Origin of the sequence: Streptomyces sp. NPDC046759, assembly GCF_040645475.1 — a bacterium.
Lineage (GTDB): Bacteria > Actinomycetota > Actinomycetes > Streptomycetales > Streptomycetaceae > Streptomyces.
This window is the reverse complement of the sequence record NZ_JBEYYJ010000002.1, coordinates 93,655-120,521: the sequence shown is the minus strand read 5'-3', so window position 1 is coordinate 120,521 and position 26,867 is coordinate 93,655. Positions and strand designations below refer to the sequence as shown.

General features: G+C 68.9%; 26 protein-coding genes and 6 pseudogenes. 13 read left to right on the top strand and 19 right to left on the bottom strand.

Annotation, left to right across the window (positions count from 1 at the left end):
• The first annotated feature begins 977 nt into the window (after positions 1–977).
• The 3 genes and pseudogenes from ABZ919_RS03415 to ABZ919_RS03405 all read left to right on the top strand — a co-directional run.
• The gene (locus ABZ919_RS03415; RefSeq protein WP_361242119.1) at positions 978–1,337 is read left to right on the top strand and encodes a hypothetical protein; all 360 of its coding nucleotides are present in this window, start codon (positions 978–980) and stop codon (positions 1,335–1,337) included.
• 165 nt (positions 1,338–1,502) lie between these two features.
• Positions 1,503–1,796: a hypothetical protein gene (locus tag ABZ919_RS03410; RefSeq protein ID WP_361242116.1), complete on the top strand. Its 294-nt coding sequence runs from the start codon at positions 1,503–1,505 to the stop codon at positions 1,794–1,796.
• A 417-nt stretch (positions 1,797–2,213) separates the two neighbouring features.
• Positions 2,214–2,348: pseudogene (locus ABZ919_RS03405) on the top strand (IS30 family transposase); the annotation flags it as partial.
• Positions 2,349–2,420: 72 nt separating this feature from the next.
• Here the strand turns inward: ABZ919_RS03405 and ABZ919_RS03400 are convergent.
• The 4 genes from ABZ919_RS03400 to ABZ919_RS03385 all read right to left on the bottom strand — a co-directional run bounded on the left by ABZ919_RS03400 (position 2,421) and on the right by ABZ919_RS03385 (position 5,292).
• Entirely contained in the window at positions 2,421–2,747 is a 327-nt protein-coding gene (locus ABZ919_RS03400; protein ID WP_361242113.1) for an SCO5918 family protein, read from the bottom strand.
• Positions 2,748–2,797: 50 nt separating this feature from the next.
• A complete protein-coding gene (locus tag ABZ919_RS03395) occupies positions 2,798–3,199 on the bottom strand; it encodes a CBS domain-containing protein (protein ID WP_361242110.1) in 402 nt (133 codons plus the stop codon).
• Between the two features lie 45 nt (positions 3,200–3,244).
• Positions 3,245–4,741, bottom strand: a complete 1,497-nt coding sequence (locus tag ABZ919_RS03390; RefSeq protein WP_361242107.1) for a DEAD/DEAH box helicase — start codon at positions 4,739–4,741, stop codon at positions 3,245–3,247.
• Positions 4,742–5,088: 347 nt separating this feature from the next.
• Entirely contained in the window at positions 5,089–5,292 is a 204-nt protein-coding gene (locus tag ABZ919_RS03385; protein WP_031045667.1) for a cold-shock protein, read from the bottom strand.
• Between the two features lie 767 nt (positions 5,293–6,059).
• Here ABZ919_RS03385 and ABZ919_RS03380 point away from each other — a divergent pair.
• Positions 6,060–6,311 carry a hypothetical protein gene (locus ABZ919_RS03380; RefSeq protein WP_361242103.1) on the top strand — a complete coding sequence of 84 codons (252 nt, stop codon included), beginning with the start codon at positions 6,060–6,062 and terminating at the stop codon, positions 6,309–6,311.
• A 450-nt stretch (positions 6,312–6,761) separates the two neighbouring features.
• Here the strand turns inward: ABZ919_RS03380 and ABZ919_RS03375 are convergent, their stop codons facing one another.
• From ABZ919_RS03375 to ABZ919_RS03365, 3 genes are all read right to left on the bottom strand, one after another.
• A complete protein-coding gene (locus ABZ919_RS03375) occupies positions 6,762–9,038 on the bottom strand; it encodes a DUF262 domain-containing protein (RefSeq protein ID WP_361242101.1) in 2,277 nt (758 codons plus the stop codon).
• Between the two features lie 387 nt (positions 9,039–9,425).
• Entirely contained in the window at positions 9,426–9,563 is a 138-nt protein-coding gene (locus ABZ919_RS03370; protein ID WP_361242098.1) for a hypothetical protein, read from the bottom strand.
• Between the two features lie 44 nt (positions 9,564–9,607).
• Positions 9,608–10,747, bottom strand: a complete 1,140-nt coding sequence (locus tag ABZ919_RS03365) for a helix-turn-helix domain-containing protein (protein WP_361242094.1) — start codon at positions 10,745–10,747, stop codon at positions 9,608–9,610.
• Positions 10,748–10,834: 87 nt separating this feature from the next.
• On the opposite strand from ABZ919_RS03365, the gene ABZ919_RS03360 reads away from it, so the two are divergent.
• The 6 genes and pseudogenes from ABZ919_RS03360 to ABZ919_RS03335 all read left to right on the top strand — a co-directional run.
• On the top strand, positions 10,835–11,890 hold the full coding sequence (locus ABZ919_RS03360; RefSeq protein WP_361242091.1) for a ferredoxin reductase: 1,056 nt from the start codon (positions 10,835–10,837) through the stop codon (positions 11,888–11,890).
• Positions 11,891–11,897: 7 nt separating this feature from the next.
• Positions 11,898–13,016 (top strand): acyl-CoA desaturase, encoded by a 1,119-nt coding sequence (locus tag ABZ919_RS03355; RefSeq protein WP_361242088.1) that lies wholly within the window; start codon positions 11,898–11,900, stop codon positions 13,014–13,016.
• A 51-nt stretch (positions 13,017–13,067) separates the two neighbouring features.
• A pseudogene (locus ABZ919_RS03350) lies at positions 13,068–13,142 on the top strand (DUF6207 family protein); the annotation flags it as partial.
• A 72-nt stretch (positions 13,143–13,214) separates the two neighbouring features.
• A pseudogene (locus ABZ919_RS03345) lies at positions 13,215–13,455 on the top strand (transposase); the annotation flags it as partial.
• A gap of 160 nt (positions 13,456–13,615) precedes the next feature.
• The gene (locus ABZ919_RS03340) at positions 13,616–14,005 is read left to right on the top strand and encodes a hypothetical protein (protein ID WP_361242085.1); all 390 of its coding nucleotides are present in this window, start codon (positions 13,616–13,618) and stop codon (positions 14,003–14,005) included.
• A 5-nt stretch (positions 14,006–14,010) separates the two neighbouring features.
• Positions 14,011–14,224 (top strand): annotated as a pseudogene (locus tag ABZ919_RS03335) (hypothetical protein); the annotation flags it as partial.
• Positions 14,225–14,285: 61 nt separating this feature from the next.
• Here ABZ919_RS03335 and ABZ919_RS03330 read toward each other — a convergent pair.
• The 8 genes and pseudogenes from ABZ919_RS03330 to ABZ919_RS03295 all read right to left on the bottom strand — a co-directional run.
• Positions 14,286–14,432 (bottom strand): annotated as a pseudogene (locus tag ABZ919_RS03330) (NAD(P)H-dependent oxidoreductase); the annotation flags it as partial.
• Between the two features lie 145 nt (positions 14,433–14,577).
• Entirely contained in the window at positions 14,578–15,330 is a 753-nt protein-coding gene (locus tag ABZ919_RS03325) for an alpha/beta hydrolase (RefSeq protein WP_361242082.1), read from the bottom strand.
• Between the two features lie 58 nt (positions 15,331–15,388).
• A pseudogene (locus ABZ919_RS03320) lies at positions 15,389–15,883 on the bottom strand (FAD-dependent monooxygenase); the annotation flags it as partial.
• Between the two features lie 375 nt (positions 15,884–16,258).
• A complete protein-coding gene (locus ABZ919_RS03315; RefSeq protein WP_361242079.1) occupies positions 16,259–16,723 on the bottom strand; it encodes an ATP-binding protein in 465 nt (154 codons plus the stop codon).
• 47 nt (positions 16,724–16,770) lie between these two features.
• On the bottom strand, positions 16,771–17,190 hold the full coding sequence (locus tag ABZ919_RS03310) for an STAS domain-containing protein (RefSeq protein WP_361242076.1): 420 nt from the start codon (positions 17,188–17,190) through the stop codon (positions 16,771–16,773).
• A 229-nt stretch (positions 17,191–17,419) separates the two neighbouring features.
• Positions 17,420–18,373: a sensor histidine kinase gene (locus tag ABZ919_RS03305; protein WP_361242073.1), complete on the bottom strand. Its 954-nt coding sequence runs from the start codon at positions 18,371–18,373 to the stop codon at positions 17,420–17,422.
• The gene (locus tag ABZ919_RS03300; protein ID WP_361242070.1) at positions 18,370–19,152 is read right to left on the bottom strand and encodes an MEDS domain-containing protein; all 783 of its coding nucleotides are present in this window, start codon (positions 19,150–19,152) and stop codon (positions 18,370–18,372) included. Before ABZ919_RS03300 ends, ABZ919_RS03305 begins: the two co-directional genes overlap by 4 nt.
• Before the next feature lie 81 nt (positions 19,153–19,233).
• Positions 19,234–19,563 (bottom strand): hypothetical protein, encoded by a 330-nt coding sequence (locus ABZ919_RS03295; RefSeq protein WP_361242067.1) that lies wholly within the window; start codon positions 19,561–19,563, stop codon positions 19,234–19,236.
• A gap of 158 nt (positions 19,564–19,721) precedes the next feature.
• Here ABZ919_RS03295 and ABZ919_RS03290 point away from each other — a divergent pair, with 158 nt between their 5' ends.
• A complete protein-coding gene (locus tag ABZ919_RS03290) occupies positions 19,722–19,892 on the top strand; it encodes a hypothetical protein (RefSeq protein WP_361242064.1) in 171 nt (56 codons plus the stop codon).
• A gap of 421 nt (positions 19,893–20,313) precedes the next feature.
• Here ABZ919_RS03290 and ABZ919_RS03285 read toward each other — a convergent pair whose 3' ends face one another.
• Positions 20,314–21,642, bottom strand: a complete 1,329-nt coding sequence (locus ABZ919_RS03285) for a TRAM domain-containing protein (RefSeq protein WP_361242061.1) — start codon at positions 21,640–21,642, stop codon at positions 20,314–20,316.
• 99 nt (positions 21,643–21,741) lie between these two features.
• Positions 21,742–23,793, bottom strand: a complete 2,052-nt coding sequence (locus ABZ919_RS03280) for an APC family permease (protein WP_361242057.1) — start codon at positions 23,791–23,793, stop codon at positions 21,742–21,744.
• Between the two features lie 427 nt (positions 23,794–24,220).
• Here ABZ919_RS03280 and ABZ919_RS03275 point away from each other — a divergent pair, with 427 nt between their 5' ends.
• Together ABZ919_RS03275 and ABZ919_RS03270 are read left to right on the top strand one after the other, a co-directional pair.
• Positions 24,221–24,892, top strand: a complete 672-nt coding sequence (locus ABZ919_RS03275) for a TrkA family potassium uptake protein (protein WP_361242054.1) — start codon at positions 24,221–24,223, stop codon at positions 24,890–24,892.
• Complete coding sequence (locus tag ABZ919_RS03270; protein ID WP_361242051.1) at positions 24,892–25,563, top strand: TrkA family potassium uptake protein; 672 nt, start codon at positions 24,892–24,894, stop codon at positions 25,561–25,563. The genes ABZ919_RS03275 and ABZ919_RS03270 overlap by 1 nt, the downstream gene beginning before the upstream one ends.
• 85 nt (positions 25,564–25,648) lie before the next feature.
• Here ABZ919_RS03270 and ABZ919_RS03265 read toward each other — a convergent pair whose 3' ends face one another.
• Together ABZ919_RS03265 and ABZ919_RS03260 are read right to left on the bottom strand one after the other, a co-directional pair.
• Entirely contained in the window at positions 25,649–26,434 is a 786-nt protein-coding gene (locus tag ABZ919_RS03265; protein WP_361242048.1) for a DUF3159 domain-containing protein, read from the bottom strand.
• A 3-nt stretch (positions 26,435–26,437) separates the two neighbouring features.
• Complete coding sequence (locus ABZ919_RS03260; protein WP_361242045.1) at positions 26,438–26,836, bottom strand: OB-fold nucleic acid binding domain-containing protein; 399 nt, start codon at positions 26,834–26,836, stop codon at positions 26,438–26,440.
• Between the last annotated feature and the right edge of the window lie 31 nt (positions 26,837–26,867).

The window sequence follows — 26,867 nt, the reverse complement described above, 5'->3', positions numbered from 1 at the left end:
CCTAGTGCTGCGCCGGCCTTCTGTTTCCGCCCAGCCGCCTGATACTCCGACGGGGGTGCGGGGATCGCGGATGCGTGACCGGAGACCACCTACCTATCGATGTCCTGCGGTACCCGGGCTCGCGTCTTCCGCCCGGGCGATCCTGATGGTGCTCGACTCCTCCGTTCTTCCCTCGGAACCAATCACTTGCAAACAGGGACTGCGTACTACTGGTACTGCAACCGCGTCAACTGCGGTCCTGCTCACGGCGGCCCCTCATCACTTCAGGCCACCCGGTCCGGTCGTCAGTCCCGTCGCCGTCGTACAACAACCTGGCTTCGGAACTCCACCACCGCACCGTCATACGTGGACTGCTGCCCGGCAGTTCGTGCCTGCCGGGCCTTGCTCGATCTCGGCTACGAAAGAAACCATAATCACTGAGACATCGAATGTCTACTCCGGCCAGCATAGATTTGCTGCGGCTCGACGATGAGGTCTTCCGCTGAGCCGATCTGCGAATACTGGGGGCTGTCCGCAGCGCAGGACCGACGCACGGATGAGACCCAGAGCCGCCCGCGGAGCTTCCCGTGGCGGCGCCGACCGGCGCGGCGCGTCGACCGCAACTCTCAGCCCCTCCGGCGTACACGGTGGCTCGGGCGGGTTGGCGGGCGGGGCGCAGGGTCGGGGAGGCGAGGGCCGGGCATGAACGATCCGCAGACGAGGGTGACCCTGATGACACAATGTCCGTCAACGCCATATCTGCCCCGTTCCACGCGGCCGTTGCCGACGCACGCGATACCGCACACGCGTTCATGGAAGACCTGTAGCAGCCGAACGGCAGCCGACCAATGCCTCGGAACACACCCCTGGCTCGCAGCCGCCGCACATGCGCACCCCCGGCCCGTAGTGCGGCACCAGGGGAGCCGTATGCGCCCGTCTCGCCCGGTTGCGCCATCGTCCAAGCCGCCCGGGCGGGCCGGTGCATAGAATCTGATCCCATGCCGAAGCCTGACGAGCTGCTCGTTGCGATAGCCGCCCTTGTGGAGTCCGGGCAGAGCAATCAGATGTCCCTGACCGCGGTCACCAGTGGTGCTGTCATCACCGGTCGGCTGGCTCCGGAAGCCATGTGGAGGCAGAGGGTGTCTGAGGTGCTGACGGACTCCGCCGACCTGGGCGGGTTCTCCGCCGTCTTCGACACCCCCGCGAGGAAGGACGGACCGCCCACACATCTGCATTTCCACGTCGCCCGGATCCTGCAGGGTACGGTGGGGATCCCGGAGACAGGCGGGATGTACCGCGTCGCGATCGAGGACGTCAGTGCTTGGACCGTGGGCGACTTCAGCTACTCCGACCACTGATTCACCGACCCACGGCACACAGTGAGGCCCCACCGGCACGCTTCCGTGCTATCGGTCGCCGCAACACCCCAGTTCAAGGGGTGCGATGGACTTCGAGATCCGGAAGGATCGGCGGCCTCAGGGGCCCAGGAGATTGGACCTGAGCGGGAGGAATACCTTCGGCTCGTGGATCTTGGAATAGGGAACAGGGAAGCCTGCCGGATCATCGGCATCAACCGCCGCACCGGCAAGCGTCGGTTCTACGGCAGGCAGGTATCCGCGAGGTACAGGGCAGCCCCGCCCATCGTGGACACGGGGCTGCCCTGGCAAGCACCCGAACCCCCGGCTCGCCCTGAGGAACCCGTCGGCCCGTCGCGCTACCTCACCGAGGCCGACCGCATCCACATCGCCGGCCGGCTCCGGGAGAAGGCGTCCGTCCGGGCCATCGCGGCCGAGCCGGCCGCAGTCCCTCCACCGTAAGCCGGGAGATCCGCCGCAACCACGCGCTCATGTCAGGCGGCGGCTGGTCCTACCGTCCGCACGCCGCCCAGCGCCGCGCGGACGCCCGCGAACCGCGCCCCAAGCCCGGCAAGATCGGCCAGAACCCCAGGCTGCGGGACTTCCTCCAGGACCACCTGACCCGGCGGTGGCCGCCAGCTCAACGCGGCGCTCCACACCGTGGCCATCACGCAGATCCGCATGCCCGGCACGCGGGGTCACGCCTACTACCAGGCCAAGATCGCAGAAGGAAAGAGGCCCAGGAGGACAACCGGGGGCGACTACAGCATCCAGCGCGGTCGACCCAGCCCCGGCCGACTCTTCGGACAAGTCACTTCCCGGACCCGCCGAAAGCGAGCCTGCGCCACCCCACCAGACCCCTTGACAAACACAGAGGCACCCAAGGGCACCGACCTATCCCGCCACACCCGCGAGGACCTGGACGCCGCCGCCACCGAACTCAACAGCCGCCCACGCAAAACGCTCGACTGGGAGACCCCAGCCGAGCGTCTGTTTAAACTGCTCGCGGCTTGATCAACTCACCGCAGTGTTGCTACGGCCCCTGGAATTCGCCCACGCCGGCGGGGCCTCACTGCTCTGTTCGGCTCACACCTGTCCGTAAGTCAGGCGAACAGGCGTCGTGCCGAGCGTTGCGGAAGCCGGCCCGTACGGGTCGGCCAGGGGCGCAGATGCGGCGGTAGGGCGGGTGCGGCAGGTGAAGCCGAGTTGGGTCATGGCCCTGAGGACTTCGCCGGTGCTGAAATCACGCCGGTCCTGGCGGGTGACGACCTGGCCCACCTGCTTGGCGGGGTAGTGGCGTCGTCCGATGATGACGAACTCACCGGTGACCAGCTCAGGTGTGACGCCCTTCATCGATTCCACCACGCCGCTCTTGGTCAGGTCGAACGGGAAGCGAGCGATGACACAGCGCATGATGCCTCCAGGGAGAAGAGAAGACGGCCCCGGATAGGGGTGACGGCGGTTCAGCGAGAGAGGGCGAGGACGCCCAGAGCGTTGCCGTGCCCGTCGACCACGGGCGGGGCCCCGAGCCGGCGGCAGCGCATCACACGCTCGGCTTCGGCCCTCGTGACCAGCGGCGAGGCGAAGGGCCCGATGACGTCGGCGATGTCACGCAGGCGGATCCGGTCCGTGTATCCGGAACCGTCACGAACGGCCGTGAGCCGGTCCCGGGTGACCAGGCCGGTGCACATACCGTCCTCGTCGCAGACGACCAGCTGACCTGTACGGGCGGCGACCATCACGGACAGTGCCACCTCCACGGTCATGTCCTCCCACACCTGCGGTCCGGCCGCGTCCGCGGGATCGGCCGCCGTCTGCACGGCGTTGGTACGTGTTGAGCGGAACTGCGTCTGGTCCAGCGTCAAAGGGTGCCTCCTGCGAAGTTGGGCGGGCTTCCTGACACGAAGGTTCTATGCCGCCGCACCGGCGGTGGACTGCCGTACGAGCGCGCGGCGGGCCGCCGAGACGGGGCGGCGTCGGCCGCGTGAGGTGGCGCCGCGCTTCTTGGGGCGTTCGACCACCGGTGCGGTGATGACGACCGGGATGCCGGAGGGGGCCTGGGCGCCGGTGATGCGGTGCAGGGCCTCTTCGCCGACGCGGACCTGGGTGGTCTGCGGGACGATGCCGGCCGCTTCCATGAGGCGGGTCATGCCGCGGCGCTGGTTGGGGGTGACCAGGGTGACGACGCTGCCGGACTCTCCTGCGCGGGCGGTACGGCCGCCGCGGTGGAGGTAGTCCTTGTGGTCGGTCGGCGGGTCGACGTTGACGACGAGGTCGAGGTTGTCGACGTGGATGCCGCGCGCCGCGACGTTGGTCGCTACCAGCACGTTGACGTGTCCGGTCTTGAACTGTGCCAGCGTGCGGGTGCGCTGCGGCTGTGACTTCCCGCCGTGCAGGGCGGCGGCCCGTACCCCGCTGTTCAGGAGGTGTTCGGTGAGGCCGTCGACGGCGTGCTTGGTGTCGAGGAACATGATCACGCGGCCGTCGCGTGCGGCGATCTGGGTGGTTGCCGTGTGCTTGTCGGCGCCGTGAATGTGGAGCACGTGGTGCTCCATCGTCGTGACCGCGCCGGCCGAGGGGTCGACGGAGTGCACGACGGGATCGCTGAGGTAGCGGCGCACGAGCAGATCGACGTTGCGGTCGAGAGTGGCGGAGAACAGCATGCGCTGCCCTTCGGGGCGGACCTGGTCGAGGAGGGCGGTGACCTGCGGCATGAAGCCCATGTCGGCCATCTGGTCGGCCTCGTCGAGGACGGTGACGGAAACCTGGTTCAGTCGGCAGTCGCCACGGTCGATGAGGTCTTTGAGGCGTCCCGGCGTGGCGACGACGATCTCGGCGCCGGCGCGCAGCACGCTCGCCTGTCGGCCGATCGGCATTCCGCCCACCACTGTGGCCAGCCGCAGCCTCACGGAGCGGGCGTACGGGGCGAGCGCGTCGGTGACCTGCTGCGCCAGTTCACGCGTGGGTACGAGGATCAGCCCCAGCGGCTGCCTGGCCTCGGCGCGCTGCCCGGCCGTACGGGCCAGCAGGGCCAGCCCGAAGGCGAGGGTCTTGCCGGAGCCGGTGCGGCCACGGCCCAGTACGTCCCGGCCGGCGAGGGAATTCGGCAGGGTCGCGGCCTGGATCGGGAAGGGTACGGTCACGCCTTGCGAGCTGAGCGCGCCCAGCAGTGCCCCGGGCATGTCGAGATCGGCGAAGCCCTCCACGGCGGGGAGCGCGGGAGTGATCGTCTTGGGCAGCGCGAACTCCCCCTGGAGCGCGGCGGGCCGGCGGCCGTAACCACCGGAACGGCTCGACCCGGCAGAGCGGCTCCTGGCCGACGAACCGAATCGGCTGCCGCCCCTTCCGGATTCGGCACTGCCGTTACGGGTGCGGGTGAAGCGGTCGTTCGTGCGTGTGCGGTTCATGCGGAACCTTCCTCGATGCGGCACATATCAAGGAATTCCCGCAGCGATCAGCAGCACAGAGAATTGCAAGAATGGACCGGTGGAATGCGAAAGCGAATCTGGCCGACGAAAAATCCGTGCGGCACAGGAGCTGGAATGAGTGGCGCGAAGCGGACGCAATGTTCGGGCGTCCGCCGCGATCAAGCTGTGAAAGGATGCGTGCGCCCCTGAAGGATGCTCCGTATGCGGTGAGCCTACGGGTTTCCTGGTTGTCGTCCGCAGGCGAAACCACTGCGGGAAAATGCGAGTAGCTGGGGACCGCACCCCGTAGGACGCGGGCCCCAGCTACAAGTACGCGACAGTCAGCGTCAGGCGAGAACGATGTTCTCGGCCGTCGGGCCCTTCTGGCCCTGCGCGATGTCGAAGGTCACCTTCTGGCCCTCCAGCAGCTCACGGAAGCCCTGGGCGGCAATGTTCGAGTAGTGGGCGAACACATCAGCGCCGCCGCCGTCCTGCTCGATGAAGCCGAAGCCCTTTTCCGCATTGAACCACTTCACGGTACCAGTAGCCATGTCATTTCTCCTTTGGGGCAGTGCATCGGGATCCGCACTGCGCGGACCCCGTGTCGCCGCGATGATCACCCCGCCGGGAAAAAGACCGGATAACAAAAGCGCTTCCAGTGGCACAGGCGCCGCCCGGAGGGCACTTGAAGTTTTGGGAACCACAACTGCAACTGAGATCGACAGTAGCACGCCGAAGCGGCCTGCGTACGGTGAAGAATCCCACCTTACTTAATGTGGTAGAGAATCTGTCTGCCTGTCCCGTTGAAACCTCAGCTCGCGGGCACAGATTTGACCCAGCCGGAGCGCAACGTTTCGGGAAGCTTTGGGGGCGCGCCCAGCGTAAGGGCTGCTCCCCCAAAAGACGGTGCGGGCGGGCGTGGAGATCAGGGTGGCTCCGGCAAGCGTCACGGCCCGTCTCCGGCGCACGCACAGGAGCGGCCATATCGAAGACCATCAAGGACCAGACCGTCGATCAACTCGGTGGAAACAGCAGCATCCTGGTGCGGCAACGCCGTGAGCACGAGGAAACGGCGGCTGACGGATCAGTACCTGACCCTCGACGACCTTCACCAGCGGGAACGCGTTCTGAAGCAGGCGGTGCAGCTGGTCTTCAGCCATGCCTTCGTGGGAGAGACGGTGCTGTGGCCCGCTGTACGAGCCTCAGTCCCGGACGGCGAGGAACTGACGGCCCGGTCGAGGAAGAACATCAGCAGATCGACGATGTCGTCGCGGGCATCGGACGCCTTCCTGCCGGCGATCCCGGGCGGGAGGAAAGGGTGCAGTGGGCCTTCGCGCTGATACGGCAGGACATCAGGGACGAGGAAGACCTCCTCATCTCCCGGTTGCAGGACACGATGGACACCGGCCGGCTACGCACACTCGGCACCACCTGGGCGGCGGTACGACAGACCACCCCGACGCAGCCGCACCCGGTCATGCCCCGGCGGCCTCCCGGGAACGCCCTGCTGGGTGTACCGCTGTGCGACGCTCTGGGCATCGGCAGCTCCGCCTCACGACGCAGAAGGTGATCACGGCCTGGCCGGGATGCCCGCTACCGCTTTCGTGGCCGTCGCGGCACAGCGCCCGAAGCGGAACCGCGCGCCCGGAACTGTGTTCCTTGCCGGCGCCGCGTCGATCATCGCCGGAGTGCTGCTCTCGACGCGCCTAGCCGCCGTCACCACCGCGCAGGCTCCGTCAGTACGCCTGGGCAGCGGGGCGAGCGGTGGAAAGGGCCTCGTCAGCGCTCTGATCGGAGAGCACCGCCTCGGCGATGCCGCACTCGGAGGCCCGGAGTCTCTAATCAGCGTGGCCAGCCCTGTCCGGTCGCCGCCCGACTCGACGCACGGACCGCACAGTCCACCCCTCACCCACAACCTGACGCGCCATCAGAGCGAGCGTCAAACGAGCGTCACGGCCTACACCACGGATAGGCCCCAGGGGTCATTCCCCTCGGGTCGGAGGGCCGGCCATGGGGGCGCTCATCCCCAGTGTTCCTCCTGGTAGCGCAGGAGGTCATCGCCGTGGAGTTGCTTGGTGGCGTTGCCGACCCGGACCCAGAAGTCGGTGGCGCCGCTGCCGCCCTTGGCAGGCTTGGCGAACACCGGCTTGCCTGCCGCGGCAACGCTGATCTGACAGACGACATTGCCGGAAATCTTGGGGAAGCGTACGCGGACGGTGGTCGCTGTCGGGGCCGACAGGCTGCTGTCGAGGAGTTGGCGTACGAAGAGCTCATACCCGTCGACATCGGCCTGCGACTCCAGAGTGGTGAAGTCGTTCTCGATGCCGAGGACGGTTCCGTCGTCGGCGACACCGATGAACAGGTTTCCGCCCTCGCCGTTCAGGAAGCCGCAGACGGCCTTGACGATGTTGTGCCGTAGGGACTTGTCGGCCTGCCGGGTGTGCACGTTCCAGCGGGCGCTGGCCTTGAACTCGGTGCCCTGGGACTCGCCGGCGGTGATCATGTCGGCCGGGGTGGTCGGGACGTACGCGGGGCGTTCCCCCGTGAGGGTTTCGAACGCTTCCCGCACGACCTTGGCGATCAGCTGGCGCCGCCGTTCCAGGAAGGTGAAATAGTCGAGCTGTTCCCAGCCGACCGGGAGCGCGTGCCACCGTACCTGCCGCTCGAGCACCCCCGGGTCCATCGCGTCCGTGATTCTCGGCCAGTAGTCATGTGGTGCGTCGGTGTTGGACGGCTCGTCTGCCGGCCACGTCACGTAGGCCATGTTGGCGATGGCATTGACTTGGCGCCGGTCGGTGATACCCAGTCCGGCGAGCGCCTTGCGGTGGAACAGGTTGTCCCGGTCGACAGCCTTGGCGGGTTGGACTGAGGGGTCCAGCAGATGACGGATGCGTTGGTCGCCGAAGAGCATTTCGGCATCGAGGATGTTGAGCGCCGCCTGGTAGGCGAACAGCACCGGTGAACGCGACGAGGATGTGTCCAACCGGTTCGGCAGGGAGATGTCCCAGTAGTCGCCGGTGAAGTTCGCTGCGATGATCCGGTCGAGTTCCGCGGTGAAGGCTCGGCCGTCGCCTGGCGGCAGACTGCCGATCCGTCCCAGGTCGAACTCCATCTGTGACTCCGGCGAGTTGGAGTACCGACCGGTGGTGTGCGCCATGAAGAACCACGGTCCGATCACGGGTCGAAGTTCACCGACCGTCAGCCCGAAGTCGTGGCGTCCGATCAGCCAGATCGTGTAGCTGTACAGCAGGGCGTTGTCGGAGGTGATCATCTTGCGACTGCGGAAGCCGGCCGCCGTGACGCACTGGAAGAACTCGTGCCAGCTGGTCAGGTCCAGGACCTTCGTGTGTGCTTGGGCGAGCCGGTCGAACTGCTCCTGCCGTCGAGCGGCGGTGACCTTGCCGGTTTCGAGGTCCTTTCCTCGTAGGACGCTGTAGACGTGCTGCAGCCGGGCGCGGCGGAAGGCGACAGCGACGGCTACGCGCAGCAGTTGGTCCGGGCTGGGGTCCAGAAAGGCATTCCGAGGGCTCGGACCGGGGAGCCCTGCGACCACCGCGCCGCGGCTGAAGTCTTCGAGCTGGCGGCGGCCCTTCTCCCAATGCACTGACATCAGGGTGAGGATGAAGTCGGACTGGTTAAGCTTCACGCCTTCGGAGTTGATGCGCACGAAGATGTCGGCGACCTGCTCCTCGTTGGCCGAAGCACCCAGCTCCACAACCTGGAAGCGGAACTCGTGCAGGTCCCGGACCCTGTCTATGCGTTCTTCGAGCTCATCCTTGGCAGCGTCCGACAAGGGCTGGCCGCTGGCCTGGTCGAGCCGTTGGAAGAACTGCCGGACGGTCGGCTTGTAACCGCCTTGGGCCCAGAGCGCGGTGATGTCCGGAATGAAGTGGGCGTCACGCTCGATCGCCGCGTCCGTGACCTCGAACGTCTGGTCCTCCGGGTGGAACGCGATGCGAACGTTGATCTCGTCGAAAGACTTGGTGACGATCTTGCGCCCGGTGAGGACGGCGTACAGGGCGGTGAGTCGCTGCTGCCCGTCAACGACCAACAATTGAGGTGCTCGATCGCCGGCTTCCGTTCCGATCTGCCGCGTCCCCACCTCAGCCCCGGTCTCCCAGAACATGAGGGTGCCGATCGGGTAGCCCCGATACATCGAGTCGAAGAGATCGCGGGTCTTCGCCGCAGACCAGACGAACGGGCGTTGAATGTCTGGTAGTCCGATGCGACCGCCTTCGATGTTCTCGATCAGGTGCCGGAGCGTGTAACCAGTGTCGCGATACAAAGTGGGTGGCACAGCCGAGGGCTCCTAACGTCCGAGGGCAGCTGGTCGGCGGAAGCGATCACGGCGTGGGAACAGCATCAGGTTTCTACCACGCGGACAGGTGGCATCGCAGGGCCGATTAGAAAGATGTCGACCTGAGCGATCTTCGGAAAACCAGAGGTCAGATCCCATTTCTTGGCCCATCGCCATGCATGCGGGTGCCCAGGGCGTCAAACGAGCGTCACGGCCGACAGTCCGTCCCTTCAACCCGGTCGCTTCAGCCTTCGCCAACACCCTGCTCGACGCGACCGGCGTCCGCCTCGACCAACTCCCGCTCACTCGTGACCGGGTGTGGCCAGGGCTGCGAGACGCGGGCCTGACGGATCGGTAGGTGAGTGACTCGTGGTGGAACGCTCCCCGTCAGCCGGCCTGCTGCACCGTGACCGCGTCGCCCACCCGGACCGTCCCGGCTTCAAGGACGTCCAGGTAGACACCGAGGCACGAGAGCCGCCCCAGGTCGAACAAGGGGACGCGGTGCTCGCGGGCGGCCCCGCGCATGGTGCCGGGATCCGCCGGGAGTTCGTGGACGGTCGAAGTACGCGTCAGCTGACCCGAAGACCGACCGCCAGCGTCAGTTCAAGGACCCGGTGTGGCGATGTGAGATCCGGAAACAGCTCCCGCAGCTGCGACATCCGGTACCGGACTGTCTGGGGATGGACGTACAACGCTGCCGCCACCTCGTCCCGCCTGCCCTGGTGCAGCAGCCACGCCCGCAACGTCTCCTCCAGCCGCCGTGCGGTCGCGACAGGCAAGGTGTGCAACGGGGCGAGGGCTCGGGCACGCAGGTCTGCCAACGCGTCCACATCGGCGCTCAGCACCAGCTCGGGCAGGTGGGCCTCGGTGTCGCGGATATCAGAGGAGAGGGAGCGCGCGCGTACGGCTCGTGCGTACGAGGCGGACGCACGAGTCCATGGCCGGGCCGGCCCGACCACTGCGGTGCGGTCGGTCAGCTGCCGCAAGAGATGTGATCGGTCGGCATCGGGGACGAGCAGCACACCGGTGGCGTCCGGCAGATCGTCGAGGACGAGGGTGCCCGGGTCGAGCGCGCGGTAGGCAGGCCGGGCCTGGGCGGCGGGCAGCAGGACCGCGGTCACCGAAACGGGAGGCTGCCACCCGGCCCGTTGAGCAGAGGCCAGCAACACGTCCGGGCTCGCGCCGGCGAGGAGGTCGCGGGCCAGGTGTTCCAGGTGGCGCTCGTGGGCCCTGCCCCGGGCGGCCAGTTCGTCGGCGTGGCCCGCGGCGCTCGCGGCGGAGAGCTCGTCGATGTAGGCGAAGGTCAGCTCGGCGAACTTGGCCACCTCGGCGGCGGGCAGACCTGCGGGTACGGCACCCGCTGCCAGGCATCGCCAGGCCACGCGGGCGCCGACGCGGTAGGCGCTGAGCAGGGCGTCCATCGAACGGCCGTCGCGCACCTCGCCGCGGCCCAGCTCGTAGGCTGCGTCACCGGCGTCGCCGCCCGTGGCGTTCCCGCTCGCGAGGTCCAGGTAGTGCCCCAGGGCGGTGCGGACGGCTCGGCGGATGGTGGCGCCCATGTGGCCCGACAGGGCGTTGGCGTAGGAGGGGACTTCGTCGATGATCGCCTGGACGACCTCGTCGGCGGTGATCTTCAGCGCGGCCCGAAGTGCGGTGACCGTCGTCTCATCCAGGGCCAGTTCGCTGGCCCTCCGGATTGCATGGCTCACGTCTTTGTTCCCTGCGAACAATTCAGCCGACCAGATTTACGTCCTGCGGTCAGGACTTTACGCCTTGAGGCGCAGCAAGCTAGAGCCATGACGAGTGCAGCCCTCCGCAGCAGGGCGTGGAAACTGCTGGAGATGGTCACGACGCCGCTGCTGCCGTCGGACTACCTCGACCTGGTCAGCCCGCTGCGTGCGGGCGCAGACCTGCGTGGGCGCATCGAGGCCGTGCACCCCGAGACGGGTGACGCCGCGACCATCGTGATCAGGCCGGGACGGGGCTGGCGCGGCCACACGGCCGGTCAGTACGTGCGGATCGGGGTCGACGTCGACGGGGTGCGCCTGTGGCGTGCCTACTCCATCACCTCGCCGGCAAAGCGCCAGGACGGCCGCGTCACGATCACCGTGAAGGCGATCCCGGACGGCAAGGTCAGCAACCACCTGGTCCGCAGGGCGAAACCGGGCACGCTGATCCAGCTCGACCAGGCGGCTGGTGACTTCGTGCTGCCGCGGGCCAAGCCCGCCAAGGTGCTCTACCTGACGGCCGGAAGCGGCATCACGCCCGTGATGGGCATGCTGCGCGACACCGAGTTCGACGACGTCGTCATGGTCCACTGCGCGCCACAGCCGCAAGACGTGATCTTCCGCAATGAACTGCACGACCTGGTCGCGGACAAGAAGCTGCGGCTCACCGAGGTGCACACCGACACAGACGGCATGCTCGACATCGCCCGTCTCGACGAACTCGTGCCCGACTGGGCCGAGCGCGAGACCTGGGCCTGCGGGCCCGCGGGACTGCTCGACGCCGCCGAGGCGCACTGGAGCGAGCACGGCGTACAAGAGCGCCTGCACACCGAACGCTTCCGCCCCGGCATCGTCATCGCCGGCGACGGAGGCGAGGTCACGTTCAGCGCCACCGGCAAGACCGTCGATGCGGACGGCGCCACGCCGTTGCTGGACATCGGCGAGGAGGCCGGCGTGCTCATGCCCTCCGGGTGCCGCATGGGCATCTGCTTCGGCTGCATCACGCCGCTCAAGGCGGGCGCCGTCCGCGACCTGCGCACCGGCGAGATCACCGAGGCCGAGCCGGGCGTCCTCATCCAGACCTGCGTGTCCGCCGCCGCGGGCCCCTGCGACATCGAACGGTAGGAGCACCTTGACCGCCATCGACCCCACCGCCCACCTGACCGCGGAGCAGATCGAGGAGCTGGGCCGCGAACTGGACGCGATCCGAGACGAGGTGATCGCCGGCCGCGGCGAGAAGGACGCCGCCTACATCCGTAGGGTCATCTCGGCGCAGCGCAAGCTGGAGCTGGCCAGCAGGGGCGTGCTGCTGTTCTCGATCTTCCCGCCGGCGTGGCTGCTCGGCACCGCCGGTCTGTCCGTGGCGAAGATCATGGACAACATGGAGATCGGCCACAACATCCTGCACGGCCAGTGGGACTGGATGCGGGACCCGAAGATCCACTCCACCACCTGGGAATGGGATCACGTCTCGCCGGCCGACCAGTGGAAGCACTCGCACAACGAGCTGCACCACACGTACACCAACGTGATCGGCAAGGACAACGACCTCGGCTACGGCATCATGCGCGTCGACGAGGACCAGAAGTGGCACCCGTTCCACCTCGGCCAGCCGCTGTGGAACTTCATCAACGCCTGCTTCTTCGAGTACGGCATCGCGGCGTACGACCTGGAACTCGGCAAGAACCTGAACAAGCGCCGCCGCAAGAACCCGGAGTTCCGCGCGCGGGCCAAGGCCGTGGGCCGCAAGATCCGCAAGCAGGTGCTCAAGGACTACGTGATCCACCCGCTGCTGTCGGGCCCGTCGTTCCTCCCCACGCTCGCCGCCACGTTCACCGCGAACCTGGTCCGCAACATCTGGTCCCACTCGGTGATCATGTGCGGGCACTTCCCCGAGGGCGTGCAGGTCTTCGAGCGCCGGTCGATCAAGGGCGAGACACGCGGCCAGTGGTACCTGCGCCAGATGATCGGCTCGGCGAACATCAGCGGCAACAGGGCCATGCACTTCATGACGGGCAACCTGTCGCACCAGATCGAGCACCACCTGTTCCCGGACCTGCCGAGCAACCGGTACGCCGAGGTCGCTGTGAAGGTGCGCGCGCTGTTCGAGAAGTACGAGCTGGAGTACGTCACCGGACCGCTGCCCAAGCAGGTGTTCTCCGCGTGGCGCAAGGTCTTCCGGCTCTCGCTGCCCAACAAGAAGCCCGAGGTCAGAACGCCGGACCGCGAGCAGGAGCTCGTCGCGGCCTGATACTGGTTCAGATCTTTCGGCCGTACCGGCGGCACCGCCGGGTTCGGTGAGATCCGTAGCGGACGGTGGGCGACCGCGACATCAGACCGTACGACACAGGATCCGCGGCAGCCCGGTGTCCGGCTGCGCTGCCTGACGTGCGCCAGGAGCTCAGCACACAGCCCACGGCGAGGTGTTGTAGTGCGCTGCCCTGTCATGGTCGGCGACGGCAGCAGCTTCCCGAGCGCCGCCCACCTGGCCTCCTACGCCGGCCTCGCACCGGCCACCAAATCCTCGGGGACCTCCATCCACGGCGCACGCGCCCCCAGGGAACCGACAGCTCACACGCGCGATGTTCCTCTCCGCGTTCGCCGCCCTCCACGACCCCGCCTCCCGCACCTACTACGACCGCTGCCGAGCCCGAGGAAAGACCCACACCCAGGCCCTCCTCCGACTCGCCCGGTAAGTGATGAGGCAGCACGGCTCTCGGCCCGTCCCGCCTACTCGGGGCAGACCGAGCTGCCACAACCAGCTCCCCCGGCAGGCTCCGTGCCGCTCACTCCAGCCGCCAGCTCGCTCATCATGACCCGCGCCACTTCTCCGGCCGCCAAAATGGGCTCATGGGCTCCAGCTCACAGCATCGCGCACCCGCGCCGAGGGAACTCCCGGGCGCGGACGCCGAGGACCTCGCGCTGTACCGGGAGAAGTTCCGGCTCCGTCTGCCAGAGTCGCTGGACGAGCTGCAAGGGCCGACTCATGGTGTCGTGGAGCTACCGCTGCACATGGCCTGGTCCGGGATGACGTCGTACGACCTGGGCAAGCCTCGCCAGCGCATGGGCTTGTACCGCACCGTCCTGCACGAGGGCCTGCGTGACCTGCCCCACTACCTCAACCGGGACCTGCTTCTCCAGCTGTGGCCGGTGCTGCGCACACTCGTCGGTCGCACCGTGCGCACCGTGTGGGAGGACGACTTCCCCCAGCTCGCCTCCCGCACCCGGGCAGCCGCGTGACGGACATGCCGAAGCTGCGCACGCGGGCCTGGCGGATGTGATCGCGCTCGGCTCCCCGTATCCCCTGGTCCTCACCGGCGGATTGCCGTGCGGGCGCACCGCCTCGTGATCCGCCCGAGCCAGGATCTCGACGTCTCCACCGAGAACCCGGCGCCCATGGTCGACATCGCCGCCACGCTCCGCGCCGGCCTGGAAGCCCGCGGCTGGAAGGTGCATGCGTGGCCCATTGCCGGGTGTGCGGGTGGGTGTAGCGGCCCATGGCGGGCGGGAACGGTTCGTCGATCTGCGGCAGGTCGACCTCGGCGAGGTCGATCAGGTCGTAGTCGGCGTCGCCGCGCTCTCGGGCCTGCTCCAGGACCCACTGTGCGACGCGTTCGCCGGCACGTCCGGCGCGGGTGCTGCCAAGAATGATCGCGATCTTCGTCATCATGCCTCCGGTGGATGAAAGGGGTGGTCGGCTCCCCGCCCCCGGGCGGTCGGTGTGCGACCGCGCGTGATGTGCCCCATGGGCGCCCGCTTGCCGAGGGGCGGTGCCGGTGCCGGCCCACGGACGGGGAACCAGAATGCAGAGTTCAGTGGCTGGTGGCCGGGCCTCGGGGGGTGAGGAAGGAGTCGAGATGGGCGAAGACCGCCTCGGGCTTCTCGCGGACGGGCAGGTGTCCTGCGCCGGGGATGAGTTCGAACCGCGCGTGGGGGAACGCCGCGGCGTAGGCGCGGCCGAAGTCCAGGGTGACGACTGCGTCGTCGGCGCCCCAGATCACCAGGACCGGGCAGGTGACGGTGGAGAGGCGGGGCAGCATGTCGGCGTCTGCCATGGTCTGCCCGGAGTAGGCGCGCATGGCGGCCATCGACTGTGCGGACGGTCCGCCCTGCGGCGCCGGTCCTGCGGCCGCCGGAGCCGGTGGCCCGGCGGGCAAGGTGATCTGCCGGCCGGGTATCACGGGGCCGATGGCGTCCATGAGGACGAGCTTGGAGATCCGGCCCTCGCGGTCGTCCAGGACGGTCTGGGTGGCAACCCAGCCGCCGAAGGACGTGCCGATCACCGTCACGTCGTTCAGGCCGAGATGGCTGAGCAGGTCCAGGTAGGCAGCGGCGAGTGCGGGCACGCAGTCCAGGTCGTGGGGCCGTACGGTGCCCTCCCAGCCCGGATGGGTGGGCGCGACCACCCTGTGCTCCGATGCGAGGTGGTCGATCAGGGGCGAGATGCTGGAGGGGCCAGGGCCGCCGTGCAGGACGAGGACCGGGCTGCCGCTGGTACCGGTCTGGCGCACTTCGAGGTCGAGGCCGGGCCGCACCGGAAGGGGGCGCTGATGGGGTGCGGTCATGAGGTGCTCCCGGTGGGCGGTTCGGTGGCTGAGGGCGCGGTGGCTGTGCGAGCGGGCCTCACTGGGCTGCCGGGCCGGAGGTGAAGAAGGCGACCATCTGTTCCAGGCCGCGCTCGCTGAACATCGTGTCCAGGTTGGCGGCGGACTCGGCGGCGGACTCCTCGCTGCGCGGGAAGAGGGCCTCCTCGTACGCGGCCAGGCCGGCCTCGGTGTCGCCGGGGTGGGCGGCGATGGTCAGGGCGAGTTCGGCGCCGTCGTACATGGCGAGATTGGCGCCCTCCCCGGCGAAGGGGGACATCAGGTGGGCGGCGTCACCGAGCAGCGTCACGCCCGGGACACGGTCCCAGCGGTGCCCCACGGGCAGGGCGTGGATACGGCGCGGTGTGATCGTGTCCGCGTCGGCGACCAGGGCGCGCAGGCCCGCGTCCCAGCCCTCGAAGTGGGCGAGAAGCGCGGCCTTGGCGGCGGCCTGGTCGATGAAGTCGACCGTGTCCAGCCAGCCTTCGTCGGCCTTGAGCGCCGTGTAGACGTGGAGACTGCCGTCGCTCTCCCGGGTGGTGACATGGCGTTGCGGCTCGCGTACCGTCCCGCCCAGCGGCACCGCGTACGGCGGTGCGGCCCCGGGCCGATCCGGGCGCACCGCTCGAACAGCTTGCGGACATCATGCGTCGCGCCGCCCCCACCCCACCGCTCCACCGGCCTTCCGGGTGAACTCCCTCCGGCCGTCCAGGGCCCGGCCGGAGGGACATCGGCCCTGGTCCCAGGAGTCCCGCACCAGGGCCGGTACCCGCAGGCTGCCGGACATCACACGCAGCGCGGCCCTTTCCTGCACACCAGGGCTCTCGTGGCACGAAGACACGAAGAAGCGTCACGCGGCCGGGCCCCGGAAGGCACGCTCCGGGCACGGCCGCATGCCCGGCTGTGTCTGTCACTCCAGCGCCACGTGGAGACGGACGACCAGACCGGACGGCCGTGTCCTGATCTTCACCAGGTCGCAGAACTGGTGCATCATCCATACTCCCCGTCCGCCGCCAGGAGAGGACGGATCGGGTCGGCGTCGGCCTGTGAGCGGATCCGTGAGCCGCCCGCGGTCCCTCACCTCGGCGACGGCCGTGTCCGCGGTGCACCACAGGCCCGCCGACTCGCCCCAGTCACCGACCGTGTCGCGGATCTTCCCGAGGTCCCGCTGCCCGAAGTGCAGGACGAGCGGATCTTCCGGTTCGGGCAGGGGCAGGTCACAGTCGCCGCAGACGGCGTACGGGTCCGTGTAGGGCGGACTGTGCCGGTACCCGTCAGGGCTGCCCACGACCGGATGCGTCCCGTGGGCCTGCGCCAGTGCGTGCTCGGGCAGGGAGGTGTCGTACGGGCAGAAGATGGTGGCTCGCCGACGCATGACGGGTCGCGGCCGTGGCCCTGTCCGCCGCAGTCGAGGGTGAGACCTCAGGGCGTCGTCTCCGTCCGTGCCGCGCATGCCGCAGGCGTGTCGGGCTCGGTCCGTTCCTCGGGTGCCCCGGGGATGTCGCCTGCGGCAGGAGGCTGGAGGGCGGCGTTCACCGAAGGGAAGACGGGAAAGACTTCCTGGAGCCCGAGCATGCGCCACACCTGCTCGTAGTGGGCGCTGAGAGCAGCCACGCGCAGGGTACCGGCGCGGTGGTCGAGGGTGCGCGACAGCGTGATGAGCATGCTGATGCCGGAGGAGTCCATGTACTGCACCTGGGATGCGTCCAGCACCAGGGTGGCGCAGCCACGGTTGACCAAGTCCTCGCACTGGGCACCGACAAGGGGCGCGTTGTCGTAGTCGACCGTCTCCGGGAGCTGTGCGATCGTCGTGTCCTCGTGCTGCATCTGGACAGTGAGCATGAAGAAGGGACTTCCCTCCAGATCGTTCTCGTCGGGCCGGGTCACAGGTGTGCTGCGGGCCTTGCCTCTGCTCCACCGTCTGCCCCCGTTGTCCTGGGACAGGCCGATGCATATGCGGGTGTGATGCCCGCCGAGGGTAGCGGTCTGCCGAATACAACGCATCCGCCGTCCCTGCTGGACGGTGCCTGGCTTCAGGACACCGTCCGGGCCGGATGAGATCGGTGCGGGTCTACTCCGGCAGTTCGGTGTGGAGCCTGACCCTGGTCCCCTCATCCGGTACGGAGCGGATCTCCACGAGGTCGCAGAGCTGGTGAACCAGCCATAGGCCGCGACCACCGACCTGCCTGGCGTCCGGCCTTCTCCGTCCGACCAGGGGGTCCTCGATGTAGCCCGCGTCGCGGAACTCGCACACGAGTCGGCGCTCCTCGCTCCAGGTGCGCAGCACACCGTGTCCGCCGCCGTGACGAATGCTGTTGGTGGCCACCTCCGTGGCGGCCAGGTGCAGTTCCCTCAGGCGTCGGCCGGTCAGGCCGTGCCGTTCGGCGCACGCGGTGATCTTCTCGCGCAGGGCGGGCAGGTCACCCCTGCTGTAGGCGAATTCCTCGTACGGGTCGCACGGGTCGGTGAGCGGTGTGAAGCGGTACGGTGCCTGCGGGTCGTAGTCCGCAGACGGCATCGTGCGGCCGTCCTGGCGCAGCTCAGGATGGCACCGGGCCATTTCCGCCAGTGATGCCTTGTCGTGAGCGATGTCGTAGGGGCACAGCAGCCACCAGGCCGGCCCCCGGGCGAAGGCTTTGTTGAGGAGCCATTCGTGATAGCGCAGCTCCTCGGCTTCGGCCGGGCCGCGGACCTTGTCCCAGGGTGATTCGCCGATCCCGCGGACGGGCCGGCCTTGCGAGGTGTACTCCTTAAGCCATTCCTGCCAGGCTCCGATGAGCCGACCGGGATGGTGCGCGACCCCTGTGGTGTCGACGTAGCGGACGGCATCCTCGTCGCGGATCTCGGCGCGCAGCAGGGACGCCTTGTCCTGTGGGACGGCTACGATGACGGCCTCGCCACCTGCGAGAGCGTCGTGGATGAAACTGAGGGCGCCCTCGACGAACGCGTCCCTGCCGGAGTACGGGTACAGCTCGTGCCGGTATCCGGTGCCCGGCGCGTTGGAGCTGGGAGCAGAGGAGGTCACGGCGCCATCACCACCGGAATCTCGGGGACCGCGAAGCCGGACAGCTGCCAGGTGAGCCGGACGGTGTCGTTGGTGCCTTCCAGGACGACCTTGCGGTCCGGAAGGTGCCTGGCCGCATCGGCCAAGGCGCTCATCCCGGCGGCGTCGAAGAACTCAAGTGCGTGGCAGAGCAGGCGCACCGTGGCCTTCTGGGCGAGGAGGGCGCACAGGATGGAGCCGAAGGCCACCGCGCCCTCGCTGTCGACGATCCCGTTCACCGTCCAGCCTTCCTTCCCCGTGCGGTACACGTGGAACGCCGGTGCCGTCGGACGGCTGCCCAGACTGTGGGGGTGCACGCACCTGATCTGCTCCAGGAGGGAGGGATCCCGGTCCGCACCGCTGTAGGCGCAGACCACCAGGGCTCCGGTGTCGGCGGCGAACTCCTCGAGATCGAGTTCACTGCGCAACAGTTCCTTCGTCCGCTCCGGACGGCAGTCGGGCCCGACGTGGTGCAGCACCCGGAGCGAGCGGAACCCCTCGCGGTCGGCGTTGGCCGCCTCCCGGCGCACCGCGGCCAGCAGAGAGCCGTCCAGCCGAGCCGGGTCGAGCACGAGCTGCGCGAACTCACTCCCCGCTTCGAGAGGCGGCCCGACGATCACCACCTTGTCCCCGTACAGGGCCCCGTCCGCGACGAAGGACCGGCTGCGGTCGATGACGTGGTCGGTCCGGTCCAACACCTGGCAGACGTGATCACCGGTCTCGACCTCGTCCAGAGTGGCCAGAGTGCGCGGCGCTCTCACTGCTCCTCCATCCTCACGCGTCCCACTCTACTGAGGGTGCCGACACGTGCCCGGCCTCGGAGGTGGCCACTCGGGGCGGCACTACCTGCCCTCCTGCATGTGCACGACAGGTGAAGCGTTCTCGGTCTTTCGGGGTACACCACGGCGGTAGAGCAGAGCGGTGACAACCAGGTCGGCGACGAAGACGGCCGCCGACCACCAGTAGGCCGTGGAATAGCCCTTCAGGCCGGCCTGGGCCAGCACGCCGGGGTTCTTGGGCCTGCGGCCAGCGAGGTAGCCGGTGGCGGCGTCGGATGCCATCGTGCTGAGCAAGGCGACGCCGATGGACCCGCCCACCCGCTGGAGCGTGTTGACAGCGGCCGACGCGACGCCGACATCCGCGGCGTCCACGCCGGAAGTCGCCAGGCTCAAGGCCACCGTTCTCGTGGATCACCTGGGCCTCGCGTGACCCGCGACCCGGGCCGCGAGGCTGACGGTTCCCTGGGAGGACACGGCCGGCCGCGCCGAGTACCTCGCCATCGCCCCGGTTCCGTTCGACCACCGCACCAGTCCCCAGCACCCTGCTGGCCATGACCAAGCTCGGCGTCGACTCCTCCGTGCACGACCTTTCGGCGCTCCGCGTCATCGACTGCACCGGCTCAGCCCTGCCGGCCACGGCATACTCGGGTCACCGGATGAAGCCTCCGCTGTTCGCTCGCCGTGCACTCATGACCAACACCGCACTGACAGGTGCGACCTAGGATCGGGCACGATGACCGCTTCAGGACGCCTGGCCCCCGCCCGGTCGAGGGCGGCACGGCCGTCCATGAAGGCGCCGAGGCCGAACGGGTACATGTCCTTGTCGCCGAAGCGCCCTTGAGCCCCGCGGACACGGCGACGTCGATACGGGCGCCAGGCGCTGGCGGACCAAGGCGGCAGAAGATCACTCAATGCGTCCGAACGCAAGGTGACAGCCCATCAGGAGGAGCGTCATCTCAGCGTCGGGACGACCTGCCGCCGTCCGCGCCGAAACGGCGGATGTTCACACCTCGTCCCGGCACGACGTCATGAAATGCCAGGTCAGCGTCGTTCGTGAGGCATACGACGCGCTTCACGTCATGCATTTCAAGAAACAGGTCGAGCACACCCGGCCGCGCCTGAACGGCCCTGGAAAACCCCAGGTCAGCGACCCTTTTCCGTAGGCTCAAGGATCGCCACGCACTCCACGTGATGCGTCATCGGAAACAGATCGAACGCCCGAAGCGTCCGCACCCGGTACCCGCCCTCGCGGAAGTACGCCAGATCGCGGGCCAGCGCGGCGGGGTCGCAGGCGACGTAGGCGATGCGGCGGGCGCCCAGGGAGGCGAGGTGGGCCACCGTCGCGCGGCCGGCCCCGGCGCGGGGCGGGTCCAGGACGATGAGGTCGACCTCCGTGATGCCGGTGCGCGGCAGGACCGACTCGACCTTGCCCTGTTCGATGCGAACGCGCGGGAAGTCGGCGAGGTTGTGCCGGGCGTCCTCCACCGCCCGCTTGCCGGACTCGATGCCGAGGACCGCGCCCTTCTCGCCGAGGCGGTCGGCCAGGGCCCCCGCGAAGAGGCCGACGCCGCAGTACAGGTCCAGGGCCATCTCGCCCTTGCGCGGGAGCAGCCCCTGCATGACCGCCGTCACCAGGGTGTCCGCCGCCTTCGGGTGGACCTGCCAGAAGCCGCCGCCCGCGACCCGGTGCGTGCGGCCGTCCGCCCGTTCACGGACGAAGGGGCGGCCGTGGACGCGGTGGACGCCGCCGGACTTCTCGTCGACCCGGAGCACCGAGACCGGCCTGTCCAGTTCGACGAGCGGAAGGCGGCCACCCGGACGCGGGGTCAGGATCACCTGGCGGTCCTGCGAACCGGTCGCCGCGATGGCCTCGACCGACTCCATGCCGGTCCAGTCGCGCCGTTCGATGCCCAGCTCGCTGACGCCCTCGGCCGCGATCATGCAGTGGTCGATGCGCTCGACCTCGTGCGAGCGGTGACGGCGCAGCCCCGCGTGGCCCTCGGCGTCGACGGCGTACTGGACGCGCGTGCGCCACTGCGGGACCTGGCCCGCGGGCACCTTGTCGCCCTCGGCGGGCATCACCGTGCCGTCCCAGCCGGCTTCCTCGGGGGTGAGGCCGGCGAGCCGCTTGAGCTGTTCGGCGATCACCTCGCCCTTGAGGCGGCGCTGGGCGCCCGGCTTGGCGTGCTGCCAGTCGCAGCCGCCGCAGCGGCCCGGCCCGGCGAAGGGGCAGGGGGCCTCGACGCGGTCCTTGGAGGCCTGAAGAATCTCCACCGCGTCCGCGCGCAGGAAGCGCGCGCCCTCCTCGCCCTCGGTCACCCGGGCCACCACCCGCTCACCCGGCAGCGCGTGCCGCACGAAGAGCACCTGGCCCTCGCAGGTACGGGCGATGCAGTGGCCGCCATGGGCGACGGGGCCGATCTCGACCTCGTACTCCTCCCCGACCAGCGACTTCTTCGGTTCTGCCTGCATGGCGGGGTGACTCCAGATCGGGAACGGGAAACGGCCGGACAACAGCCCACCAGTCTACGTGGCTGTCGTCCGGCCGTTCACCACAGGCCGAACCGGGGCTCAGTCCTTGGCCGCCGACGGCTCCTTCGGCCGCTCCCCGGCCGGACCGCGCCGCACCGCGCCCGGCGCGTTCCACTCCTGCCGCTTGCGGGCCCGCACCTTGGCCGCCTCGGAGGACGCCAGCTGGTAGGGCACCGACGTGACCATCACGCCGGGCGTGAAGAGCAGGCGGCCCTTCAGGCGCAGGGCGCTCTGGTTGTGCAGCAGGTGCTCGTACCAGTGGCCGACCACGTACTCGGGGATGATCACGGAGACCGCGTCGCGCGGGGACTCCTTGCGCAGGCCCTTGACGTACTCGATCACCGGGCGGGTGACCTCGCGGTACGGCGAGTCGAGGACCTTCAGCGGTACGTCGATGCCGCGTCGCTCCCACTCCTCGCGCAGCGCCTTGGTCTCCGCCGCGTCGACGTTGACCGTCAGCGCCTCCAGGGTGTCCGAGCGCATCAGCTTGGCGTACGCCAGGGCGCGCAGGGTGGGGCGGTGGATCTTGGAGATCAGGACCACCGAGTGCACACGGGACGGTCGGACCAGGTCGTCGTCCTTCTCCTCGGGGGCGGCGATCTCCTCGGCGACGCGGTCGTAGTGCTTACGGATGGCGGTCATGGTCGCGTAGAAGATGCACATGCCGAGCAGGGCCACCCAGGCGCCGTGCGTGAACTTGGTGACCAGCACGACGACCAGCACCAGGCCGGTCAGGAAGGCACCGAACGCGTTGATCGCGCGGGAGCGGATCATGTGGCGGCGCTTGGCCTGGTCCTGCTCGACCGCCAGGTGCCGGTTCCAGTGCCGGACCATGCCGGTCTGGCTGAGCGTGAAGGACACGAACACGCCGACGATGTACAGCTGGATCAGCCGCGTGGAGTCCGCGCCGTACAGGACGGTCAGCAGGGTCGCGGCGCCCGCGAGCAGCACGATGCCGTTGGAGAAGGCCAGGCGGTCGCCGCGGGTGTGCAGCTGGCGCGGGAGGTAGCGGTCCTGGGCGAGGATCGAGCCCAGCAGCGGGAAGCCGTTGTACGCCGTGTTCGCGGCCAGGAACAGGACCAGGGCCGTGGCCGCCGCCAGGACCACGAACAGGAAGCTGCCCTTGCCGAAGACCGCCTCGGCGACCTGGGAGATCACCGGGTTCTGGACGTAGCCGGAGCCGATGGGGTGGCCGTTGTGGAGCAGGTCGGTGGCCGGGTTCTCGGCCATGCGGACCTTCGTGGTCATGGCCAGGACGATGATGCCGCAGAACATGGTGACGGCCAGCAGGCCCATCATGGCGAGCGTGGTCGCCGCGTTCTTCGACTTGGGCTTGCGGAAGGCCGGGACGCCGTTGGAGATCGCCTCGACGCCGGTCAGTGCGGCACAGCCGGAGGAGAAGGCGCGCAGCAGCAGGAAGATCAGGGCGAAGCCCGCGAGTCCCTGGTGCTCGGCCCGGACGTGGTAGTCGGCGGTCGGGGCCCGCATGGTGTCGCCGAGGGCCAGGCCGCGGAACGCGCCCCAGGCGATCATGACGAAGACGCCGCCGACGAACACGTACGTCGGGATCGCGAAGAGCTTGCCCGACTCCTTCACGCCGCGCAGGTTCATCAGCGTCAGCAGCACGATCACGACGACCGCGCACAGCACCTTGTGCTGGACCACGAACGGGACCGCGGACCCGAGGTTCTCGATGCCGGAGGCGATGGAGACCGCGACGGTCATGACGTAGTCGACGAGCAGGGCGCTGGCGACCGTGAGGCCGGCCCTCGCGCCCAGGTTCGTGGTGGCGACCTCGTAGTCGCCGCCGCCGCTCGGGTACGCGTGGACGTTCTGCCGGTAGGAGGCGACCACGGTGAACATCAGCACCACGACCGCGACGGCGATCCACGGGCTGAAGTGGTACGCCGACACACCCGCGATGGACAGGACCAGCAGCACCTCCCCCGGCGCGTAGGCAACGGAGGACAGCGGGTCGGAAGCGAAGACGGGGAGTGCGATGCGCTTCGGCAGGAGCGTTTCGCCCAGCCGGTCACTGCGCAGTGCGCGCCCGATCAGGATCCGTTTGGGCACGTCGGTCAGTTTGGACACGAGAGAGGATCGTAAGCCTTCGAACTGGCACCCGCCCACCCGGTGGGCAGGATCTGCCTCACGAGTGAATTCAATGGGGCGCGGAACTGCGGAATCCGTGGTCCGTCTGCCCGCCGTGCCTAGATGGCAAACCCCGCCCGTCTTCGCACTTCGGAGGTCCCATGCCCGCACCCGCAGAGTTGATCGGGGCCCTGGTCGCCCTCGTCGGCCTCGGAATCCTGACCCTGTGCAGCGTGCGCAGCATCACGCGCCGGCGATGGTCGCCGACGCGGATCACTGATCCCGCTCGCCCGTACGGCCGCGGACGGTGATCACAGCAACCCTCGCACGGGGGTGCCCGTTCCGGACGGTGCGTGTGTAGCTTGGGCCCCGGTCTGAGAACCTGTTAAGGGCAAGTCAAACGATTCTTGACATCGGAAGGACGGTCGTGCACATCGTCATCATGGGCTGCGGGAGAGTGGGTTCCGCTCTCGCCCAGACCCTGGAGCAACAGGGCCACACGGTCGCAGTGATCGACCAGGACCCGACCGCCTTCCGTCGGCTGGGCCCGGGCTTCGGGGGTCGCCGGGTCACCGGTGTCGGCTTCGACCAGGACACCCTGCGCGAAGCGGGCATCGAGGAGGCGGGGGCCTTCGCCGCCGTCTCCAGCGGGGACAACTCCAACATCATCTCCGCGCGCGTGGCCCGCGAGATGTTCGGCGTGGAGAACGTGGCCGCCCGCATCTACGACCCCCGCCGTGCCGAGGTCTACCAGCGCCTGGGCATCCCCACGGTGGCGACCGTGCGCTGGACCGCCGACCAGATGCTGCGCCGTCTGCTGCCCGCCGGGGCCGAGCCGCTGTGGCGCGACCCCACCGGCGGGGTGCAGCTCGCCGAGGTGCACGCCTCGGCGAAGTGGGTCGGCCACAAGATCAGCAAGCTGCAGGAGGAGACGGGCGTCCGGGTGGCGTTCCTGACCCGCCTCGGCGAGGCGATCCTGCCGACCTCGCAGACGGTGCTGCAGGAGGGCGACCTCGTGCACGTGATGATGCGGACGGACGACGTCGAGAAGGTCGAGGCGGCGTTCGCCCAGGGCCCGGAAGAGGAGAGCGGTCACTGATGAGGGTCGCCATTGCCGGAGCCGGCGCCGTCGGCCGCTCGATCGCGGGCGAGCTGCTGGAGAACGGCCACGAGGTCCTGCTCATCGACAAGGCCCCGACCGCCATCTCGGTGGAGCGGGTGCCCCAGGCGGAGTGGCTGCTGGCCGACGCCTGCGAGATCACGTCCCTGGACGAGGCGGCGCTGCAGCGCTGCAACGTCGTCATCGCCGCGACCGGGGACGACAAGGTCAACCTGGTGGTCTCGCTGCTCGCCAAGACCGAGTACGGCGTCCCGCGCGTCGTGGCCCGCGTCAACAACCCGAAGAACGAGTGGCTTTTCAACGAGTCCTGGGGTGTGGACGTGGCCGTCTCCACGCCGCGCCTGATGTCCGCCCTGGTCGAGGAGGCGGTGAGCGTAGGCGACCTGGTCCGCCTGCTCCGCTTCAGCCACGGCGACGCCAACCTCGTCGAACTGACCCTGCCCGAGGAGTCGGCCCTGGCCGGCACCCAGGTCGGGGACGTGCAGTGGCCCGAGGACACCTCCCTGGTCACCATCATCCGCGGCACCCGTGTGCTGACCCCGTCCAAGGAGGACTCCCTGGAGCCGGGGGACGAGCTCCTCTTCGTGGCCGCGCAGGCCCGCGAGGAGCAGCTGGAGGAGCTGCTGTCGGTGCGTCGGGAAGAAGGCTGAACGGAAGGCTGGGCGAAGAGGCCCGGCCTGTGACAAAGGGCGCCCTTGTTGCCGAGGGCGCCCTTTGTCGTCGTACGACGGCGGTCTACGCCCCCCGGCGGTGCCGTCCGCCCGCCTGCTCGCCGGCCTCGGCGGCCTCGGCGGAAAATGCGGCCTTGCGCTCCTGCTCCGCCTTCTCCTCCGCCTCCATCTCGGCGAAGACGTCGATGGGCGCGGGCGCCTTCGCGAGGAAGACCCAGGTCAGCCAGACCGCGAGCAGGAACGGCGGGATCTTCAGGGCGACGAGGACCCAGCCGAGCTTGGTGGTGTCGGACCACCAGTAGAGCGGGAAGAGGATCGCGCACTTGGCGAGCAGGATCAGGCCCCAGGCCCAACTGGCCTTGGCGTACGCCTTCTTGCGGCCGGGGTTGCGGGTGCGCCAGGAGAGGTTCTCCTTGAACACCGGGCCGAGGATGAGGCCGATCAGGGGCACACCGGCGAGGGTCGTGACGATGTACGCCAGTGCCAGGCCCAGCGTGTAGAGCATGCCGGGGAGGTAGAAGTCCTTGGCGTTTCCGGTGAACATCGCGAAGGCGACACCGAAGGCCACGCCGAAGACGCCGCTGAAGGCGTGCTTCACGGTGTCCTTCATGACCAGCCGGACCACGACCAGCACCAGGGACACGGCCAGCGCGGCGAGCGCCGACACGTGCAGGTTCTTGTTCACCGTGAAGATCGCGACGAAGAGCAGGCCCGGCACGACCGTCTCGATCATGCCGCGGGCACCGCCGAACGCCTCGAACAACGCGGCCTCGGTCACCGCCCGGGCGTCGCCGGCCCCGTGGGGCGGACTCTGGTCGGTGCCTTCGGTCGGCTTGTCGAGGGACGTCACCGGCTACTCCCGTCCGAGGGGTCGCAGTTCGTATTTCGGGTTGAAGAGCACCCGGCGGCCCCGGCTCATCGAGATCCGGCCCGATGCGATCAGCCTGCGCCCTGGTTCTATGCCCACGATGGAACGCCTGCCGAGCCACACCACGTCCAGCGCGGCGGAGCCGTCGAACAGCTCGGCCTCCAGGGCGGGAACCCCGGCACGTGGACGCAAGGTGACCGTGCGCAAGGTACCAGTTACGGTGACGATCTGCCGGTCGTGGCAGTCACCGATCTTGGTACAGCCCGTCGCGTCGGCGTCCTCGCGCAGCTCCTCGGACTCCAGGTCCTCCTGCGACGAGGAGAGCCGGTCGAGCATGCGCCGGAACCGGCCGGCCGGCTTTTCGGAACGAGGAACAGCACTCATACCTGAAGCGTACCGGGGCGCACCGACGGCA

Bases quoted from the DNA above. Each gene is read 5' to 3' on its own strand.
- ABZ919_RS03415 (WP_361242119.1), top strand. From the start codon at position 978: ATGCCGAAGCCTGACGAGCTGCTCGTTGCGATAGCCGCCCTTGTGGAG.
- ABZ919_RS03400 (WP_361242113.1), bottom strand. From the start codon at position 2,747: ATGCGCTGTGTCATCGCTCGCTTCCCGTTCGACCTGACCAAGAGCGGC.
- ABZ919_RS03390 (WP_361242107.1), bottom strand. From the start codon at position 4,741: ATGAACCGCACACGCACGAACGACCGCTTCACCCGCACCCGTAACGGC.
- ABZ919_RS03385 (WP_031045667.1), bottom strand. From the start codon at position 5,292: ATGGCTACTGGTACCGTGAAGTGGTTCAATGCGGAAAAGGGCTTCGGC.
- ABZ919_RS03370 (WP_361242098.1), bottom strand. From the start codon at position 9,563: ATGCGCGGGGCCGCCCGCGAGCACCGCGTCCCCTTGTTCGACCTGGGG.
- ABZ919_RS03360 (WP_361242091.1), top strand. From the start codon at position 10,835: ATGACGAGTGCAGCCCTCCGCAGCAGGGCGTGGAAACTGCTGGAGATG.
- ABZ919_RS03340 (WP_361242085.1), top strand. From the start codon at position 13,616: ATGGGCTCCAGCTCACAGCATCGCGCACCCGCGCCGAGGGAACTCCCG.
- ABZ919_RS03325 (WP_361242082.1), bottom strand. From the start codon at position 15,330: ATGACCGCACCCCATCAGCGCCCCCTTCCGGTGCGGCCCGGCCTCGAC.
- ABZ919_RS03315 (WP_361242079.1), bottom strand. From the start codon at position 16,723: ATGCGTCGGCGAGCCACCATCTTCTGCCCGTACGACACCTCCCTGCCC.
- ABZ919_RS03310 (WP_361242076.1), bottom strand. From the start codon at position 17,190: ATGCTCACTGTCCAGATGCAGCACGAGGACACGACGATCGCACAGCTC.
- ABZ919_RS03290 (WP_361242064.1), top strand. From the start codon at position 19,722: ATGACCAAGCTCGGCGTCGACTCCTCCGTGCACGACCTTTCGGCGCTC.
- ABZ919_RS03285 (WP_361242061.1), bottom strand. From the start codon at position 21,642: ATGCAGGCAGAACCGAAGAAGTCGCTGGTCGGGGAGGAGTACGAGGTC.
- ABZ919_RS03270 (WP_361242051.1), top strand. From the start codon at position 24,892: ATGAGGGTCGCCATTGCCGGAGCCGGCGCCGTCGGCCGCTCGATCGCG.
- ABZ919_RS03260 (WP_361242045.1), bottom strand. From the start codon at position 26,836: ATGAGTGCTGTTCCTCGTTCCGAAAAGCCGGCCGGCCGGTTCCGGCGC.